Annotated in this window: 17 protein-coding genes; 6 read left to right on the forward strand and 11 right to left on the reverse strand. The window is 52.8% G+C overall.

Features of this window, described 5'->3' with window-relative positions; genetic code table 11:
• Positions 1-90: 90 nt before the first annotated feature.
• The 3 genes from PKO01S_RS08690 to PKO01S_RS08700 form a co-directional block, all read right to left on the reverse strand.
• Positions 91-825, reverse strand: coding sequence for an HAD family hydrolase (locus PKO01S_RS08690; protein ID WP_127530942.1), 735 nt, complete (start codon positions 823-825; stop codon positions 91-93).
• 296 nt (positions 826-1,121) lie between these two features.
• The gene (locus PKO01S_RS08695; protein WP_127530943.1) at positions 1,122-1,475 is read right to left on the reverse strand and encodes a cyclic-phosphate processing receiver domain-containing protein; all 354 of its coding nucleotides are present in this window, start codon (positions 1,473-1,475) and stop codon (positions 1,122-1,124) included.
• 114 nt (positions 1,476-1,589) lie between these two features.
• Positions 1,590-2,354, reverse strand: coding sequence for an SDR family NAD(P)-dependent oxidoreductase (locus PKO01S_RS08700; RefSeq protein ID WP_127530944.1), 765 nt, complete (start codon positions 2,352-2,354; stop codon positions 1,590-1,592).
• A 207-nt stretch (positions 2,355-2,561) separates the two neighbouring features.
• On the opposite strand from PKO01S_RS08700, the gene PKO01S_RS08705 reads away from it, so the two are divergent.
• The 5 genes from PKO01S_RS08705 (at position 2,562) to PKO01S_RS08725 (ending at position 7,062) form a co-directional block, all read left to right on the forward strand.
• Entirely contained in the window at positions 2,562-3,236 is a 675-nt protein-coding gene (locus PKO01S_RS08705) for a response regulator transcription factor (RefSeq protein WP_127530945.1), read from the forward strand.
• A gap of 53 nt (positions 3,237-3,289) precedes the next feature.
• Positions 3,290-4,633: a HAMP domain-containing sensor histidine kinase gene (locus tag PKO01S_RS08710; protein ID WP_246070499.1), complete on the forward strand. Its 1,344-nt coding sequence runs from the start codon at positions 3,290-3,292 to the stop codon at positions 4,631-4,633.
• A gap of 78 nt (positions 4,634-4,711) precedes the next feature.
• Entirely contained in the window at positions 4,712-5,626 is a 915-nt protein-coding gene (locus tag PKO01S_RS08715; protein WP_127531031.1) for an ABC transporter ATP-binding protein, read from the forward strand.
• Entirely contained in the window at positions 5,623-6,339 is a 717-nt protein-coding gene (locus PKO01S_RS08720) for an ABC transporter permease (RefSeq protein WP_246070500.1), read from the forward strand. The genes PKO01S_RS08715 and PKO01S_RS08720 overlap by 4 nt, the downstream gene beginning before the upstream one ends.
• A gap of 6 nt (positions 6,340-6,345) precedes the next feature.
• Positions 6,346-7,062 carry an ABC transporter permease gene (locus PKO01S_RS08725; protein ID WP_246070507.1) on the forward strand — a complete coding sequence of 239 codons (717 nt, stop codon included), beginning with the start codon at positions 6,346-6,348 and terminating at the stop codon, positions 7,060-7,062.
• A 102-nt stretch (positions 7,063-7,164) separates the two neighbouring features.
• Here PKO01S_RS08725 and PKO01S_RS08730 read toward each other — a convergent pair whose 3' ends face one another.
• From PKO01S_RS08730 to PKO01S_RS08765, 8 genes are all read right to left on the reverse strand, one after another.
• On the reverse strand, positions 7,165-8,163 hold the full coding sequence (locus PKO01S_RS08730; RefSeq protein WP_127530948.1) for a glycoside hydrolase family 43 protein: 999 nt from the start codon (positions 8,161-8,163) through the stop codon (positions 7,165-7,167).
• 443 nt (positions 8,164-8,606) lie between these two features.
• Positions 8,607-10,313 carry a methyl-accepting chemotaxis protein gene (locus PKO01S_RS08735; RefSeq protein ID WP_246070501.1) on the reverse strand — a complete coding sequence of 569 codons (1,707 nt, stop codon included), beginning with the start codon at positions 10,311-10,313 and terminating at the stop codon, positions 8,607-8,609.
• A gap of 129 nt (positions 10,314-10,442) precedes the next feature.
• Positions 10,443-11,462 carry a galactose/methyl galactoside ABC transporter permease MglC gene (gene mglC / locus PKO01S_RS08740; protein WP_127530949.1) on the reverse strand — a complete coding sequence of 340 codons (1,020 nt, stop codon included), beginning with the start codon at positions 11,460-11,462 and terminating at the stop codon, positions 10,443-10,445.
• Positions 11,440-12,999, reverse strand: coding sequence for a sugar ABC transporter ATP-binding protein (locus PKO01S_RS08745; RefSeq protein ID WP_127530950.1), 1,560 nt, complete (start codon positions 12,997-12,999; stop codon positions 11,440-11,442). Before PKO01S_RS08745 ends, mglC begins: the two co-directional genes overlap by 23 nt.
• A 77-nt stretch (positions 13,000-13,076) precedes the next feature.
• Positions 13,077-14,129: a galactose ABC transporter substrate-binding protein gene (locus tag PKO01S_RS08750; RefSeq protein ID WP_127530951.1), complete on the reverse strand. Its 1,053-nt coding sequence runs from the start codon at positions 14,127-14,129 to the stop codon at positions 13,077-13,079.
• 178 nt (positions 14,130-14,307) lie between these two features.
• The gene (locus PKO01S_RS08755; protein ID WP_127530952.1) at positions 14,308-15,312 is read right to left on the reverse strand and encodes a substrate-binding domain-containing protein; all 1,005 of its coding nucleotides are present in this window, start codon (positions 15,310-15,312) and stop codon (positions 14,308-14,310) included.
• Positions 15,281-17,122, reverse strand: coding sequence for a cache domain-containing sensor histidine kinase (locus PKO01S_RS08760; RefSeq protein WP_127530953.1), 1,842 nt, complete (start codon positions 17,120-17,122; stop codon positions 15,281-15,283). The genes PKO01S_RS08755 and PKO01S_RS08760 overlap by 32 nt, the downstream gene beginning before the upstream one ends.
• Positions 17,119-18,780: a response regulator transcription factor gene (locus PKO01S_RS08765; protein ID WP_127530954.1), complete on the reverse strand. Its 1,662-nt coding sequence runs from the start codon at positions 18,778-18,780 to the stop codon at positions 17,119-17,121. The genes PKO01S_RS08760 and PKO01S_RS08765 overlap by 4 nt, the downstream gene beginning before the upstream one ends.
• 122 nt (positions 18,781-18,902) lie before the next feature.
• Here PKO01S_RS08765 and PKO01S_RS08770 point away from each other — a divergent pair, with 122 nt between their 5' ends.
• Positions 18,903-19,262: a hypothetical protein gene (locus PKO01S_RS08770; protein ID WP_127530955.1), complete on the forward strand. Its 360-nt coding sequence runs from the start codon at positions 18,903-18,905 to the stop codon at positions 19,260-19,262.
• The last annotated feature ends 22 nt before the right edge of the window (positions 19,263-19,284 follow it).

Genomic DNA, 19,284 nt, shown 5'->3' on the forward strand with positions numbered 1-19,284 from the left:
GAACAAAGGCAGTCGATCATAACTGGTCGACTGCCTTTGTGTTATGTTGTGCTATCTTTTCCCGTTAGTGGAATAGCGCGAATAAGGTACTCAATCAAGGGGATAGTCCCCTACGTGTGACAACAAAATCGCACGTAACTCCTCTATTTCGGTAATCACTGCTAGAGGGCGAGGCTCTTGAGGCACTTGATGATTCTTCTTATTTAACCATATAGCTTTCAACCCTTCTTGTATTGGAGCCGCAACATCATTTGTCCAAGAGTCGCCCACGACAAGTACCTGTTCTGGTGGCAAAAAAGTCATACTTAGAACATAATGATAAATTTCTGGGCTAGGTTTTTCATATCCTATAACTTCGGATATGAACACATACTCTTTTGGAATGATACCATCTAATCCGATTGCCTCCAATTTATCATCCTGCCACCCTTTGCTTCCATTCGTCAATACTCCTATTTGATAATAATTACTAAGATCCTTAATGGTTTTGTTTATCATTACATTAGGCTTCATATGCTTTTTACTTATTGATTGGTAGAACATTTCAAAGTCAATTGCCGTTTCTACATCCGTTGTTTTCCCCATTTGATCCATAGAATAGAGAAAACGTTTAGTCCGATATTCGTCAAAAGAAATTTGTTTGCTATCTAATTTCTTTACTAAGAATTGTTCCACATTACTAAAGACTTCAAATAAATCGTTACTATTCATTTCACTGGTGAAAAAATGATTTCTGAACGCGTCCTTAACACTATTTTCCCAATAGTCGGCAAAGTGTAAAAGTGTATCATCTAGATCAAACAAAATCAATTTAATTGGATACATAATACTCTCCCATCCATTTCCTGAATATTATTTTTCCAATTTTATCCTTCCACTCAGATGCATGCAACACTTATTTTTCAACATTACTCTAACGAGTTGAAGTTACCGATGGAACTGTAGCTCAACTTTTCTGCCCGTCCCTCGGCATCTCAAAAGTACTGTCACTCACTATCCTGACCGTTAGTTGAGAAACGGCAGCCGATCGTTGGCCGGCTGCCGTTATGTCTGAATTGAGCTATAGTTTCCCTTTAGCTTAATGTTGCCCTCGACTTATTGACGCGCGAATTAACGCATTATCAGTATCCTGAATACTTGTTTGGTGTAATTGAATAATGGAATATCTCAATATCGGCATCAATAAATCCTCTGCGTTGCGCGGCAAGTAGTGTTTCATACATATTCTTTCGACCCACGGGATTGTCTGTGTGTAGATATATTTTATTGGCCCTCAAACCATTTTCGCAAAAAAACTTAACGAAATCGTACCCATTAGGCAATTCGTTTCCGTTCTCGTCCTCACCTAAGTCATGATCAAGCGACAGCAAATTTATAGGATTTTCCCGAAATACTTTCACCGCTTCTGCAAAAGTCCTAGCCACAATAAAACCTTCGGGGCAGTCTCTTAAGTCATCGAGATAAAGATTAATCATAAAATCACCTCTTGCTATGAGTGCCTCAATATTACCACACATTGGAAGCAACATGCCCGTTAGCTAAGACAGCTCCCAGCGCTTCGCCCGCGAAACGGCCGGCGTTCTACTCTATTACAATACCATGCCGCCGGAAGCTTCGATCCGCTGCGCGTTCACCCAGCCCATCTCATCCGTGCATAGCGATGCCACGACACCGCCGATATCGTCAGCCTCTCCCGCCCGGCCAAGCGCGGTAAGCGAACCGATATGGTCCCGCATGCCTGCGTTGGACTTCAACTGGCCTCCGCCAAAATCAGTCGCAATCGCTCCCGGAGCAACGGCATTAACCCGAATGCCGCGTCGTCCAAGCTCCTTCGCCAAATACCTCGTCATTACCTCAATCGCGCCTTTCATCGAGGCATAGGCGCTGTAGCCTTCGAAAGCGAATCGCGTCAAACCCGTCGAAACGTTCACAATCGCTCCTTGGTCGGCCAGGAAAGGAAGCAGCTTCTGCGTCAAAAAATATACGCCTTTGAAATGGATGTTCATCAAGCGGTCGAACTGCTCCTCTGTCGTCTCGGCAAACGGCGAATTCAAACCAATGCCTGCGTTGTTGATCAAATAATCGATTTGCGTCCGCCCCCACTGTTCGTTCAGCACAGCCGACAGACGCGCTGCAAACTCAGCGAACGACGAGACGTTGCCGGCATCCAGCTGCAGCATTGCCGCTTGTCCGCCCATTCCCTCGATTTCCCGAACGACCGCCTCGGCCTGGTCTCTCTGTGTATGATAAGTGACGATGACATCGATGCCTTTGCGAACAAGCGCAAGCGCGCTATTGCGGCCAAGCCCCCGGCTTCCGCCCGTTACGAGCGCGACTTTACGTTTCGATTGCATAGAGCAACTCTCCTTTAATGATTGATCATATGCCGCTGTTGAAACTGTATCATTGCAGCGGCTATGAAGAGGTTATCACTTCGAGTTTGCTCTAAGTCAAGGATTAAGATGAGAAAAGATTTAAACGAAATTTAACTTCCTCCCCTTCCGTTCTTTCTTTAGAATGAAATGAACATGAAAATCGTGAAGGCGAGGATTTCAATTTCGATGACCATTCGCTTGCTTTATATCGAAGATGACCTTGAGATAGGCCGATATGTAACGGAAGATTTGACGAGACGAGGCTACTCGGTTGAATGGCTGCTATCCGGTAATAAAGCTTTCGAGCATGTACCGCAGGCGGATTTGGTCGTGTTGGACGTCATGCTTCCGGGATTGGACGGCTTTACGGTCGGCCAGCGGTTGAAGAAGGAAGCGCCGCATGTGCCCATCCTCATGCTATCCGCCCGTTCGTCGGTGGAAGACAAACTGCAAGGACTCGGCTTCGCCGACGATTATCTCGTCAAGCCCTTTCATCCCGACGAGCTTGCCGCAAGGCTTGAAGTGTTGAAGCGGCGCTACAGCATCGACGCGATGCAGCCGGTCCGCTGCGGACATCTTGTGATCGTACCGGAGCAGCAATCGGTCGTCGACAGCCGAACAGGCGGCGAAATACAGCTGACGGCCAAACAGCTGCAAATTTTGCTTTATTTTATACGCAATCTGAATCTTATCCTTACGAAAGAACAAATCTACGAAGCGGTATGGGGAGAGCCGTATATGGACGGAGATAAGACGGTCAATGTCCACATCCGTTACTTGCGCGAGAAGATCGAGCTTGATCCCAGCCACCCGACCATCATCGAGACGGTCCGGGGAATCGGCTATAGGGTAAGACGATGAACACTGCCACTAGACGACGGGAATCGTTCCCGAAACGCCTTAGAAGATCGCTCATGTCCCAATACTTGCTGCTCGTGCTCTCTGCCATTCTGCTCATCCCCTTCTCCTTCCCGCTTGTCGGCCTCATGATCGGACTGCCGAACTGGTGGGCGGACCAGGCGGATAAGGATAATCCGTATCACGACGGCGCCCGATTGGAGCGCATATGGCATGAAGAAGCAGCGAAGCTCGGCGGCGCGGCGCCGGAGACGATCGACAGCGAGCTTCGCAGATTGCATACGGTCTACTCGAAAGCCGGCATGTTCTGGGTAGACGGCAGCGGCAACACCCGCCTGCAGCTGCCGGAACAACAGCTATTACCCCGTCATTGGAACGCCGATTATACGGTGCAGTTCATGAAAGAGGCAGCAAACGGCACCATCTTTACGATCGTTGCATTTATCGGGACAAGCCGGCAGGAAGGATTTCTTGTCTTCCAAATGGACCGTGAACGGATGATCTCCCTGCGCGCAGGCGCGAACCACTCGGACGGCGCAATAGTGTCGGCGGTGATGCTGCTCGTTCTTGCGCTTTATCTGCTTATGTCGCTGCTGTTCTTCAACCGGATTCGCACCCGGCTCGTTCGGCTGCAATCCGCCATGACATCGCCGGCAGCCGGAGGCATCCCGAATCCGGTTGCCGTTGACCGGACCGATGAGATCGGCCAGCTTGAGCTTGCGTTCAATTCCATGATCGAACAGCTCGAAGCGGGACGTCTGCGCGAGGCCGAAGAAGAGCAGCTTCGGCGCAATCTTATCGCGAAGCTGTCCCATGATCTGCGGACGCCGCTGACGACGATACGCGGGCACGCCTTCTCCCTCGTACAAGAGAACTTAAGCGAGAAAGGCGTACAATCGCTGCGGCTAATCGACCGCAAAGTCGAATACGTAGGACAGCTTATCGATAACCTGCTGTCTTATACGCTGCTCTCAAGCGGCAAATATCCCTATGAACCGAAGAGTATCGATGTCGTCCGGATGGCAAGAATACAGTTCGCCGGCTGGTATCCTGCATTCGAACAGGCCGATTTCGTAATCGACCTTGATCTGCCGGAATCGGCGGTTTATTGGCACGTTGATCCGCGCTGGCTGGAGCGCGTGCTCGACAACTACTTGCAGAACGTGCTCCGCCATGCGCGGTCCGGGCGCTACATCGCCTTTCATATCGTAACGGACGGAGGCGGGCAGATTCGGATCGCCGACCGCGGACCCGGCATGGCTGGCCAATCCGAGGACAAGGGCGCTGGCATCGGGTTGTCGATCGCAAGCTTGATGCTGGAAGATATGCAGCTTCGAAGCGAAGTGCGCAGCAGCGAAGCCGGGACGATCATTCTCATCCGGCCGGACGATTCGATTTAAACGATTTTTAACCGAAACGCTTCCTTGCCTTTAACCTTGATCCGATAGGATGAAGCCGAGGTGAAGGAAATGACGACTATAGCCGATTCTATTGTCCAGACTGAAGCTTTGACCAAATCGATTAGCGGCAAAGCGGTTGTTAATGAAGTGAATATCAAGATTGAGCGAGGGGATATATACGGGTTCCTCGGTCCGAACGGAGCGGGCAAAACGACGACGATCCGGCTCCTGCTCGGACTAACGAAGCCGACAAGCGGTACGGTCCGCCTGTTCGACCGCGATATCCGCAATCATCGGCTGGACGTATTGCGCAAAGTAGGCTCCTTAGTGGAATATCCGTCGTATTACGGACATTTGACTGCGGTTGAAAATTTGGAGGCTGTCCGCCGGCTGCTGGACGTGCCGAAAGAGCGAATCGACGACGTACTAGCGATCGTCCGTCTGACGAAAGACGCCGGGCGTCAGGTGAAAGGCTATTCTCTTGGCATGAAGCAGCGGCTAGGCATCGCGACCGCCCTGCTTGGCAATCCCGAGCTTCTTATCTTGGATGAGCCGACGAACGGATTGGACCCGGCAGGCATTCAAGAAATTCGCGAGCTCATTATCAGCTTGCCGCGTACGAAAGGCGTCACGATCCTGATCTCCAGCCATCTGCTGTCCGAGGTGGAGCAGATGGCGACGCGCGTCGGCATCATTGCCAAAGGCAGTATGGTCTATCAGAACAGCATCAGCCATCTCCGCGAACAAGCCATAAGCCGAATCCGGTTTACGGTCAATGATCCGGCCTCCGCTTATCCACTGCTCCGATCAAGCGGATATGAAGCGGAATGGGACGACCGGAGCCTGACCATTGGTCGTGCCGACAACGCATCCACCGCCGAGGCGGTAGCTCTGCTGGTGAAGCATCACTATGACGTTTACCGCGTGGAAGAACAAACGGCATCTCTTGAAAGCTTGTTCCTCGAAATGACCGGAGGGGAGCGCAGCTTATGATCATTCGACTAATGTCCGTCGAACTGCTGAAGCTGCGGCGCAAATGGATATGGCCGCTCGTCGCGCTTGGGCCCGTCGGCGTCATCGCGCTGCAGGCGGTCAATTATGCGCTGAGGTACGACTATCTAGTCCACCAGCAGCCGGGCGAACCATGGGACGGATTGATTTCGGCTGTAGCGTGGCTGACGCTGGCCGCTCTGCTGACCGGCATCTTCATTCTCGCCTCGATGACAGCCGGCATTGAACATCAGCTGAACGCTTGGAAGCTGACCGTCGCTCTTCCAGTCAAGAAGCGCCACCTGTACGCGGCTAAGTTTCTGCTGACCGCGCTGCTTCTATTGACCGCTAGCGTCTTGCTTATTCCGCTAACTGTCGCACTCGGCTTATCGCTCGGTTTCGGCACGGCTATTCCATACGGCCAATTGATCGCAGCCGCCCTATTCCCTTATTTAGCCGCTCTGCCGGTTATTGCTCTTCAAGTATGGTTGTCCGTCACGATACACAACCAAGCGGTTCCGCTGACCGTCGGCATTGTTGGCATGATGACCGCCAATTTCGCTGGCTCGCGCATTCCCGACTGGCTTCCGTATAAGTGGCCGCAGATCGACTACGCGGTGAACGAGCCGGGGCTCTATGTGCCGGCTGGCATTGCGCTCGGCCTCGTCATCTATGCGGCAGGCATGCTCGATTTCGTCCGGAAGGATGTGCGATGAACCGTGATGTCTATGCTGCAATCCGAATGGATCAAAATAAAACGTTCAGCGATCTGGGCCATCATGGCCATTAGCCCTGCAGGCGCGCTATTAACGGGTCTAATTGCAGGAGCGCGCGGTGCATCCGGAACTTGGATGGACGCGCTCACTTTCATCTCCATCCTTCACGCCATGCTTCTTCTGCCGCTTCTAACCGGAGTGTATGCCGCTATGATTTGCCGGTACGAGCACGCAGGCGGCGGCTGGAAGCTGCTCTTCTCGCTGCCGGTGCCGCGTACGAAGATTTATGCCGCCAAGTTCATCCTGATTGTGTTCATGGTTGCACTGACCCAGCTATTCCTTCTAGCCGCTCTGCTGATCGTCGGCTGGATCAACGGCTTCCCTTCGCCTGTTCCTTGGCGGGAACTGGCCCTCTCTTTCGCCGGCGGCTGGATCGCATGCTTGCCTCTCGCCGCGCTTCAACTGTTCGCATCGACCGCCTTGCACAGCTTCGCTGCTCCTGTCGCGGTCAACGCCGTTCTGACGATTCCGAACGTGCTGATCGGCAACTCGTCCCGGTTCGGCCCCTATTATCCATGGGCGCAGCCGATGCTCGCCATGATTCCCCGCGGAGACGGCGGCTTGCCGGATCTGACGATCCATATCGCACCGGCAGCGCTGATCGGCAGCTTCGTTCTGTTCCTCCTCACCGGTTGGATCTATATGATGAAAAAACCTGCGTAAATCGGTCTCGTACCCGCAGCGGTTCACAGCATACAATGAAAAAAGACCTCCGGCCCCGTTATAACTCAGGGGACTGGAGGTCTTTTCTACTAGAAGAATCGACTATTTCAAGTTGTCGTAGTCGAGCATTTGGATCGTGCCGTCTTCGTTGTATTGAATTTCCGTGAACTTCACGCTGCGCAAGTGGTCTATACCGCCGGACAGCGAGCAGTCATGGTAGAACAGATACCATTTGTCTTGGTATTGAATGATCGAGTGGTGCGTCGTCCAGCCGAGAACCGGCGTCAGGATCGTACCTTTGTACTCGAACGGGCCTTCTGGGTTTTTGCTCATCGCATAGACAAGCTTATGCGTCGAACCCGTGGAGTACGACAGATAGTAGTATCCGTTGTACTTGTGCATCCATGGGCCTTCGAAGTAGCGGCGGTCTTCGTCGCCAGCTACGATCGGCTTGCCGTTCTCATCAACGATCGAAATTTCTTTCACTTCGCCCTTGAACGACAGCATGTCGTCGGACAGCTCGACGACGCGAGCTCCCATAGCTGGGGCATCAGCAGCAGGACCGTCTTTTTCATCTACGTTAGCCAGGAATTCACCCGTCTGCCATTGCGCCAATTGGCCGCCCCACAGGCCGCCGAAATACATGTACGCGCGGTCATCTTCGTCCACGAATACAGCCGGGTCAATGCTGTAGCTGCCTTCCATGTAGTTCTCTTCCGGCTTGAATGGACCTTCCGGACGGGAGCTCGTCGCTACGCCGATGCGGAAGATGCCGTCTTTGTCGCGCGCCGGGAAGTACAGATAATACGTATTATTTTTGAAAGCGGCGTCCGGCGCCCACATTTGCTTCGATACCCATGGTACGTCCTTCATATGAAGAGCTTGGCCATGGTCAACTGCTGGCGAATTGAGATCATCAATCGACAGGATATGGTAGTCTTCCATTGCATATTGATCGCCGGTATCATTCGTCGGTCCGCCATGATCGATATCGTGCGAAGGATAGATGTAGATCTTGCCTTCGAATACATGCGCGGACGGGTCAGCAGTATAGATGTGTTTAACTAGAGGCTCATTCTGTTTGACCGGTTTGTTGTCCATATCAACATTCTCCTTAAATAGACAGTATTTGTGGAACTAAGTTTATTCAATCAACAAACTAAGTTTATCACACCTATAACAGCAATGTCATCCAATTCATTCAACAGAAAACAACAGAAAATCGAATTCATCTCGATTCATCTCCTACATTGTCTCCACCGATGACAAAAATAATCGCAATACGCAGCTTGTTACCGAGCTGCATAAATAAGGGGGTCCTGCCAGGACCCTTATTTGCGCAGCATTCATTCTTTCATCTATATAAGCGTCTGCAAAAGACAGCTAATACCGCCGAACGCCGCTCCAGCACCCCACTATAGACGAATAAGCGACCTCGAACGTCTCCTAATTGCTGCAATCGTGACGAACGCACGAATTAAGGGGCTTTACGAGAACTCTTATTCGTCCGTTCGCCCCATTGCTAAGAAAGCAGCGCCTCTCCCCTACGCTTTAAATCGCCCGATCATCGTCCGCAGCTCGGCAGCTTGCAGACTGAGGCTGTCCATCGCATGCATAAGCTGCTCTGCGCCAGCCGTCTGCTCCTCCGTATGAGCGTACACTTCGCGCGAACCGTTCGCCGTCTGCTGTGCGACTGCATCAATCGATCGAATCGCAGCGACTGCGGCAGCCGACTGGCGCGACAGATTGCCGGCCTGCTCGGACACTCGGCCGATCTGGCCGGCTGCCTCTTCTACCGCCCTTCGAATACCGGCGAACATCGCGCCGGTCTCTGCAACTTGCGTCAAGCCTGCCGCGATTTCGTGCGAACCGGACCGCGCAGCCTGAATAACCGACCCCGTCTCGCTGCGGATGCCGTGCACGACCGATGCCACCTCCGCAGCCGCGGCCCCGGTCTGCACCGACAGCTTGCGCACTTCGCCTGCGACAACCGCAAAGCCTTTGCCCAGCTCGCCGACGCGAGAAGCTTCAATTGATGCATTAAGCGCCAGCATCTGCGTCTGCTTCGCGATATTCGCAATGAGCGCCGCTGCGCTTACGATTTGTTCGGAGCGGGTGCTGAGCTGCGAAATGTAAAGCTCCAGATCGTTCATTTGCTCGCGAATGACGTTCATCTGCCGGGCAGTCGCTTGAACAGCGGCTTCCCCCGATACCGTCTCTTGCAGCGCGAACGACGAATGGCGGTTCGACTCCTCCGCGAGCATGACGATCGCGCCGACGCCTTCCGCCATTTGCTCTACGGCTTCGGCGCCCGAATTCGCACTGCTCGCTTGCTGTTCCGTTCCGAACGAGATTTCTCCCGTAATAACCGAAACTTGCTCCGACGACAATCGAAACTGCTCGGCTTGCTCGCGCACTTGGTCCGTTGACGCCGCCATTGTGACCGTATGCCGTCCAAGCTCGCGAATCATCGTCCGCCAATTGCTTTGCATGTCATTCATAGCCGACGACAGCTCGGCTAACTCGTCGCGGCTTCGTACGACGATTCGTTCGCTGGTCAGATCGCCTGAGCTCAGCTTGGCCGCCGCTTGAACCATCCTCCTCATGGGCCTGACAATCATGCGGGTTAAACCGAATCCAATCAGTACCGCAAGGATAAGCGCCGCCGCACTGCTTGCGATGAGAATGAACACGATGGTGCCGGAAGTCTCCTTATTGCGGGCGAGTTCGTTCTGTAGTTGTACTTCAGCCATTTCGCCCAGCTTCATCGAATCCCCGTTCATCGTATCGGTAAGCGGGATGGACCACATTAACGCTTCCGTCTTGGCGAGATCCGGGCGCCCTTCCTTCACATAAGCCGCCACTTTCGCGAGCAGCCGCGTGAATGTGGCGTTCGAATCCGCCAGCGCCATAACCGTCTCCTGCTGATTGGGATCTCGCGATTGATCCTGAATCGCACCGATCCTCTCATTAAGTTGGCCGTTCAACGATTCGAGCTGTGTCTCCTTCTCCTGCGACGGCTCTAATAAATAAGCGAACAATAAGTTGTTCTGCCGCTGCGTATCGATTTCCAGCTGTGCCACCGTCTCCATGGACCGCGAATATTGATTGAACAGAGCCGAATAATTGTGATCTAGCTCCGTTAACAAGTAATAAGCCGTTCCGGCCGCCATACAGACGATGATGGATACCGCAGCGAATGCCACAGCCAGTTTCTTGCCAAGCGAGAATCGGTACATTTGCAATATCATAGCTAGTCTCCTTCGATGACATTTAGGTATGTATCTCTTTCATAACAACGCTAGCTAATATAAAAAGGCAGCCAGTACGATACTGGCCGCCAATTACGTTAGTCATGATAGCAGAATGGGATGATGGCGTTATTTCTTAGCCATATACTTGCGGATGTCGAATGCAACCGCAGCTACGATAATAAGACCTTTGATAATGAGCTGATAGTAAGGGCTGACGCCGACGAACGTCAGACCGTAGTTAATGACGCCGAAGATCAGAACGCCCGCTGCAACGCCTGGCACTGTGCCGACGCCGCCGGCTGTCGATACGCCGCCTACGACGCAAGCTGCGATCGCATCAAGCTCGTACATATTGCCGTAGTTGTTCGTCGCGCCGCCCGTACGAGCCGCTTCCAATACACCCGCAAGACCATACAAGCCGCCGGAAATCGCATAGATCAGAATCAAGTTGCGTGCAACGTTGATGCCCGATACATGAGCCGCTTGTACGTTGCCGCCGATTGCGTACATGTTTTTGCCGAGACGCGTTTTGTTGAATACTACCCAGCAGATGACGGCAACGACAAGTGCGATAATGACGATGTAAGGAAGCGTGTAGCCGCCGCCGAAATCGAAGTAGCCGGAGCCCCATTTCATAAAGTCGGGACGAAGGCCGCCGATCGGCTGCGAGTTGTTCGGATCCATATCGAAGTAGAGCGAGTTGAGGCCATAGATACCGACCATCGTGCCAAGCGTTGCAATGAACGGCGGCACATGAAGCTTGGCAACGATCAGTCCGTTCACCAGACCGACGAGCAAACCGACGAGAATACCAACGATGACCGGAATGCCGACCCACAGATGCGGAAGATCCGGGAAAAACCGGTTCGCATACGTGTCGATCTGCAGCATCGAAGCCGAGATGACGGCCGTCAAGCCGACGACGCGGCCTGAGGACAAGTCCGTTCCGCCTGTAATGAGGATAAACGCTGCGCCCAGTGCAATAATAAGTCTCGTAGACGACTGCTGCAAAATGTTGATGAACGTCGAGAACTGCAGGAAGTTCGGATCGGTGAATGCTATCCCTATTATGAGTACAATGAGTACGACGAAGATCGCCCGCTGCATCAAATAATCTTTCATTTTAAACAGTAATTGCGTGTTCATTCGCTTGGCCTCCTGCTGTTGCGCTGCTGCGCTGCTGCGCGGCGAGACGCATAATTTCTTGCTCCGTTGCTTGTTTGCCGTCGACGATACCGCTCAACCGTCCTTCGCTCATAACCATGATGCGGTCGGACATGCCAAGCAGCTCCGGCATTTCGGACGAAATCATAATGATGCTTTTACCTTGCTTCGCAAGATCGATAATGATGGAATAGATCTCATATTTCGCACCGACATCGATGCCGCGCGTCGGTTCGTCCAGCAGCAATATATCGGGATCGGTCAGCAGCCAGCGTGCGAGCAGCACCTTCTGTTGGTTGCCGCCGGACAAGTACCGGATCTGCTGATTCACCGATGGTGTCTTCGTGCGGAACTTCTCCACGTTCAACGCCGCATCCGCTTTGCCTTTGCTTTCATTAATAAGACCGAGCTTATTCTCATACCGGCCGAGGTTCGCGATGATCGTATTCTCATAAACCGACAACACCGGGAAAATACCGGTTACGCGCCGTTCTTCCGTAAGAAGGGCGATCTTGTGCTTCTTGGCATCGGCAGGCGACTTGATTCGAACTGGTTTGCCGTCAATCGATAACGAGCCCGACGCTACGGAACGCAGTCCGAACAATGCCTCGATCAGCTCCGTCCGCTGTGCGCCGACCAGTCCGCCAAGACCAAGAATTTCGCCGCGTTTCAACTCGAACGATACGTTCTGGAACGACTTCGGGTTCGATGAAGTCAACTTCTCGACCTTCAGCAGCGTGCTGCCCGGCACGTTCGTCCGCTCCGGGAACCGCTCTTTCAGATCCCGGCCGACCATCCGCGTAATGATCAGATCGGTCGTCAAATCATTCGATTCCCATGTGCCGACGTATTGGCCGTCGCGCATAATCGTTACTTCATCGGATATCCGCAAAATCTCTTCCATTTTGTGAGATATATAAATGATGGATACACCGCGCTTGCGCAGCCGGTTAATGATGCTGAACAGCTGTTCGACTTCGTTGCCAGTCAATGAGGACGTAGGCTCGTCCATCACGATGACCTTCGAATGGAACGACACAGCCTTCGCGATTTCCAGCGATTGAATCTTGGACACGGAGAGCGAGCCCGTACGCGCATACGGATCGATGTCGATCTCCAGATCGCGGAACAGCTTCAATGTATCTTCGTACATTCGCTTGTGATTGATGAATTTGAACGGACCGAAGCCGGATTCCGGGAATCGCCCGAGCCATATATTTTCCATAACGTTCCGGTGAGGCACCGGGTGAAGCTCTTGGTGAATCATCGATACACCGCTGTTTAGCGCGTCCTTCGAGCTGTTAATCGCCATTTTGTTGCCGTCGATATAAATTTCACCTTCGTCCGGCTTGTAGATGCCGAACAAACATTTCATCAGCGTGGATTTACCTGCTCCGTTCTCGCCCATGAGCGCATGTACGGTGCCGGGCTTTACCTTGAGCGTTACGTTGCTGAGCGCCTGAACTCCCGGAAAGCCTTTGGATATTCCCCGCATCTCCAGTACATTGAGCTCTTTCATTGTTTTCCCTCCCGCTAGCTTGTCGATGAAAGAAGCGAGGGACAACGCGATGCTGCCGCTGCCCCTCCTTGTTCATGTTATTGAGCGTCAGCTACGTTATCTTTCGTGATCTTCTTGTATGCGATCCAGACATATTTGCCGTCCGTAATGTCGAAGCCGACATTTTCTTTCGAAGGCGTCTCGCCATTAGCCAGTGCCGTTGCGATTGCAACAGAGGCTGCGCCTTGGTTTTTCGCGTCGTTGAGAACCGTACCGAGCAGCGTGCCGTCTTGCAGTGCTTGGATCGCCGGAGCGGTTGCGTCTACACCTACAACTGGAACGTACTTGTCGCCTTTGAAGTAGCCGGCTGCTTTCAATGCTTCGATTGCGCCGAGCGCCATGTCGTCATTGTTCGCGAGTACTGCCTCGATTTTGTCGCCATGCGAAGCGAGGAACGCTTGCATTTTCTCTTGGCCTTTTACGCGGTCCCACATCGCCGTATCCTTCGCCAGCTCTTCGGTTTGAATGCCTGCGTCTTGGATGGCTTGTACGGAGAACTTCGTGCGAAGCTCTGCGTCTTGGTGGCCCGGCTCGCCTGTCAGCATAACGTATTGCAGCTTGCCGTCGCCGTTCTTATCCGCTTCCGGATGAGCTTTCCAGTAATCCACGATCAGTTGGCCGGAAATCGTACCGGACTCTTCCGCTTTCGCGCCAACGTAGTACACTTTATCCCATTTGTTCATGTCTTCTGCGATCGGCTCGCGGTTCAAGAAGACGACCGGCGTGTTCGCCGCTTTTGCTTTGTCGATGATGACGCCTGCTGCCGTACGGTCAACCGGGTTGATGATCATCGATTTATATTTCTTAGAGATGAACAAGTCCACTTTCTCGTTCTGCGCCGGCTGCGAGTTCTGGCTGTCTACGACGTCCAGATCGGCTTTGCCTTTCGCCGATTCCGTCATTGCGTTACGAACGCCTGTCATGAACGTATCGTCGAATTTGTAGATTGCAACGCCGACTTTCGATGTGCCGCTGCCCGCTTCTGCTGCACCGCCGCCATTCGTCTCTTCCTTACCGCTGCCGCTGTTGCCGCAAGCCGCAGCCGTCAGCATAACACCCGTCAAAAGCGCAAACACCCATGTTTTTTTCATTTGTGTAGACCTCCCAGAGCATTCTGTATTGTTGCTGACGTGCAGCAGCAGCATCGCGCCGCTGATTCAGCTTATGTCCTCATTATGACGGGAGACGGGAACAAATCGAATTCGAAATTCTCATGCTTTCTATCGAAATTCTCATCACATTGCACATTCGAATATTCAAGTTTCGATCCTATTGAACAAAAGGGAACAGCATCTTCTGATTGCCCATCCAGAACATATTGTCTGCCGTAATGACGGTCGTATCCAGTACGATCGCTTTGTCAGGCTTGTTCCCGCTCATCAGATCAACCGCCTGCTTCACGCCAAGATAGCCGGTACTGAAGCCGCTTTGGACGACCAGCGTCTGAATAACACCGTCCTGCAGCATCTCCAGCTGCTCCTGTTCGCTGCCGAACGTAACGATGGCCGGCAGATTCGTTCCGCCGCGATGAATTAATTCATCGGCCACCCCTAGCGAAGACTCCGCATCGAGCGGAATGATTCCGTCCACATGGGCTTCATCCAGCAGTTTCTTCGTCGCCTGCCAGCACAATATCCGAATCGGTGCGCACGTTATGTTGTAAGCCACCTCGATATTCGGCGCCTGCTTCAACTTCTCGCGGATACCTGCTTCACGCTGCAGTTGATCGATGCTGTTGCCTTCCTTGCCGATAATGACGACTTTGCCGCTGCCGCCAAGCAGCTCTGCCATTGCTTCGCCCGCTTCCCGGCCCGCTTCCGTATTGTCCACGGATATCGTCCCGCTTACGCCCTTGGTCTCTGTCTCATCGTTCAAAGCGAAGAGCGGCGTATGATGCTCCGAGGCTTTAGCTGCAATCTCTGTCAGCACTTCATTGTCAGCGGGATCGATGAGAACGGCCGATACACCTGAATCGATGATGGCTAAAGCGGCATCCCGCTGTGCCGCCGCCTTCTCGTTCTGTTCGAACGGAATATAAACAAGCTGCGCGCCGAATTCCTTCGCCGCGGCGTCGGCGCCAAGCTTCATCGCATTGCCTTGCTGGCCGGCATGGATCGGAGCGACGAACGCAATCCGCTTCGGCGCCGCCTCTACCGTTGCCGTATTGCTAAGGGATGCAGATGAACATGCCGTCAGCACAGACACGCATAGCAGGCCAACTGCAGCAATGAAGCAGCCCTTTTTACGATAGGTCCGTATGATCTTGTTCCCCATTCGTCTTATCCTCCTCTCCATTTGTTCTCACGACCGGAATCGAGACGCGAACCGTCGTCCCTTCCTCCTGCTCGCTTTCAAATGCAAGACCATACTGAACACCGTAGTACAGTTGAATCCGGTCATTCACATTGTGTACTGCAACGCCGGACCCGGAGCCGCTGCTCACCGTCTTAGCCGCCCGGTCGGACAAAATGTTGTCCAGCTGCTGCTGCGACATGCCGATGCCGTTATCCGCAACTTCAAGCAGCAACTGATCGCCATGTACACCGGCCCGGATCTTAATCTCGCCTTCGTCCACCATATATTCGATGCCGTGCACGATCGCATTCTCGATGAGCGGCTGCAGCACCAGCTTCAGCGTAAAGCATGACAGCGCTTCCTCGTCCGCCTCGATCGTGAACTTGAATTTGTTCTTGTAGCGCATCTGCTGGATCGTCAAATAATGCCGGGCATGCTCCAGCTCTTCGCTTACCGGGATGCTCGTATTGCCTTTGCTTAAGCTGATGCGGAACAGCTTGGACAACGACGTAATCATCGTAATGACTTCGTCATTGCGGCTCATCCCGACCATCCGAACGACTGCATTCAGCGTATTATATAGAAAATGCGGATTGATCTGAGCTTGAAGCGTTTCGAATTCATACTTTCGCTTCGACTCTTGCTCGATCACAATCTGCTTCATGAGCTGCCTGATTTTATCCAGCATGAGATTGAAACGGCTGGACAGCTGCACCACTTCAAGCAGCCCCTTTATCGGAAGCTCGACGTCGAAATCGCCGCGTTCGACCGCTTTCATCGTGCTACCCATTCGTCTGATCGGCCGCGTCAGCATAGAGGCGAGCAGCATCGAGATCAGCACCGACAGCACGAGCACGACGGCAACGACTTGGACCATATACCGGTTCAAGTCTGATCGCGTTGTCATAATTTCGTCCAGATAGGAGACGCCGACGACTTTCCAAGCGATATTGTCGACCGACTTGACCGTATTCAACCGCTTCACGCCCTCCGGTTCATCGATATAGCTATGAATGGATGTGAGCGCCTTCTCGACGCTTTCCTGCCGAAGCCCCATATAAATAAGCTGCTGCTGCGGATGGAACACGATGTTGCCTGCGCCTTCGTCGATAATGTAGACGTATCCGCGCTTGCCCAAGCTGATCCGGCTGCTGAGCTCTTCTATCTTCTTGAAATTGATATCGACGACGAGCACGACGTACATCGGCCGGCCGTTATGCATGATCGTAATTCCCTTGCTCATCGACACGACCCATTTGTATGTTCCTTTGTACAAGTTCTGGACATGGGGAAGCGAGAAGCTTAAGTGATCCGGAACACGCAGCGCGGCGTGGAACCAGCTCTGCTGCAACACGCGCGCACTCTCCTTCACCGGCAGCGCGGGATAATTCCGCAGCAGTTGGCCCTGGTCGTCGAACAGCGCGATCGACACGATGTCGTCCCGGCTGCTCATGATCGTATCGAGCTGTTTCGACTCTCCCGCATCGATCAATTGGCCGTTCGTCAGCATATTTTGCTCGATCGCCCGGTACAGCTGCGCCATCCCGTCGACGTAATCCTCGAGATTGTAGCTGACCTGATCGACGATTTGCTGCGTGCTCAGCATAACGTTCTGTTCCGCCGTCCGCGAGAACTTGTTATAGAGCAGCACGGAGACGAACGCAACAATGAGAAGAATAAATAACGAGAAGGACCACATAATGACCGATTGAATACTTCTGCCCTGAAGACTGAAGAGCGGCAGCCGCTTCGCGAAGTCCCGTGCCCTGCCGCCAAGCCTCCTCCTCATAACTGCTGTGCCCCTTCCCCTGCCGAAGCAGCAAACTGGCCGCGGTATTCCTTCGGCGATATGCCGACCTGCTTCTTGAAGCAGAAGCTGAAGTAGTTCGGATCGGCGAACCCGACCAGATCCGCGATCTCGAACGCTTTGCGCTCGGTTGTGCGCAGCAGCTCCTTGGCCGACTCCATCCGGATGTGCATCAAATATTGCCCGTAGGTCATCTTGACTTCCTTCTTGAACACGCTGCTGAAATAGCCCGTGCTAATGTGCAGATGAGCGCATACCTGTTGAATCGATATGTCCGGATCTTGATAATGCTCCTTCGTATAACCGATCGCTTTCTCCACGATATCTTTGTAAGAATGCTGCCGCTTGCTCGAAATTTGTTTCATAATGCGCAAGCACAGTTCATGGAACCAGCGCTTCGCATCCGGCAATCCGGACAGCTTATAGATTTCGGTATGCAGCTGAATGTTGGCGCCGAACAGCTCGTCCAGATTAATGTCCGAATCTTTCGCCGCCCGCAGCACGGCCGTCACCACTTCGAACAAATACACTTGAATATCGTTATAGGAGGACGCCGAATCGAACAGCTCGCGGAATATCGCTTCGACGGCGCTCTCGAGCTCTTCCGTTGTACCAAGCTTCAAGCTCCGGACTAGCGCCTGCTCCTTCAACTCGTCGAACCGAAGTTTCTCGCTCCGGCGGTCTTCCATGTCGTGAATAAATATAATTTTGTCCGAGCCCAGCACAAGACGGTACTCTACAGCGAGCAGTGCATCTTTATACGAATAGGTTATATCTGCAATATCTTCCACGACGGAGCCGACGCCGACCGTAATCGGAAGCTTCAAATAGTGAATGATGCTCTTCTGAATGTTCTCCAGCACTTCTTGAACCACCTGAAGCCAGCTCTCCTCATAGTCATCCTCATCAACGGCAAGCAGTGCAATGCTGTCTTGATGGATGAAAACCGTGCCAAGCGATTGCGCTCCCCATAGTTCCCGAGCAATGTTCAACATCGCCTGCAGAATCAAATCCATATCGCCTGACCTGCGCAGCGAAGTGGTCGCTCCCGCCTTGTCGGCTTCCTCCGATGGATGAAGGGAAATCAGGGCCACCGCATAACGCGACCCGCTCAAATAAAGACCATAATTGCACGACTTTTCTTCAATCGACCGCCTCGACAGCTTGCGGGTCAGCAGCGTCGCAAGAAACGTCTCGCGGAGCACTGGCAAGCTCGTCCGGTAATGTTCCTGGAGCTGCCGGATATCTTCGCGCTCTGCGACCTCGTCTTCGATCTTCGTTCGAATCTTCATCAGCACTTCCGTAAAGCTCTGGGAAGAGAACGGCTTCAGCAAATATTCATCGACGCTGAGCCGGATCGCCTGCCGGGCATAATCGAACTCGTCATAGCCGGTCAATATCACGATTTTCGTCAGCGGATTATGAGCTCTTAGCCATTCTGCAAGCTGTAGTCCGTCTTTGAACGGCATGCTGATGTCGGTTATGACAACATCCAGATCAAGCCGCTCGGCCAGCTCTATCGCTTCTTTCCCGTTCTCGGCTGTCGCGGCAACCGTAAACCCGCAGCCTTCCCAATCGATCTCATGAATGAGTCCTTCTCTTACGTCCGCTTCATCATCTACCAGCAGCACTTTATACACGATGACGCCTCCCCATATTCGACACAACTTGCGATAATACGGCACAGATTTTTATATTATTAGCCTAAATAACCAAAAACCACAACCGTTTTATAATCGCGACCCGTTGAATAGCCGGCGGCATGAGAAATAGAAAGGGCTGCCCGATTGTCCTCATGGATGAACAACCCGGCAACCCTATCGGGGCCAGTTCCTCTGCTCATGGAGCTGCAGTCTGTGCGGATCATGAAACATTTGACATTACTAATCATGCCGCGAACCGGCTTGCACCTGAGCATCTTCCGGGCATCCCCGCCAAGGCAATGTCCTGCCAATTCCGCGGCATCGACGATCCGCTGCAAGAAGGACGGCAGATCTTTATCCGCCGCACCTGCTGCCTCAATTACAGACTGTCCGAAGAGGACAAATATGGTTACACATGTCCGCTCATATCCGACGAGCGGCGTCTGGATAAGTTTATGAAGTCGCATGCAACGGGCTAATTAGCGAATCCCCGCACACAGC

Source organism: Paenibacillus kobensis NBRC 15729, assembly GCF_004000825.1.
In the GTDB taxonomy this organism is placed as follows: Bacteria; Bacillota; Bacilli; order Paenibacillales; family Paenibacillaceae; genus Paenibacillus_T; species Paenibacillus_T kobensis.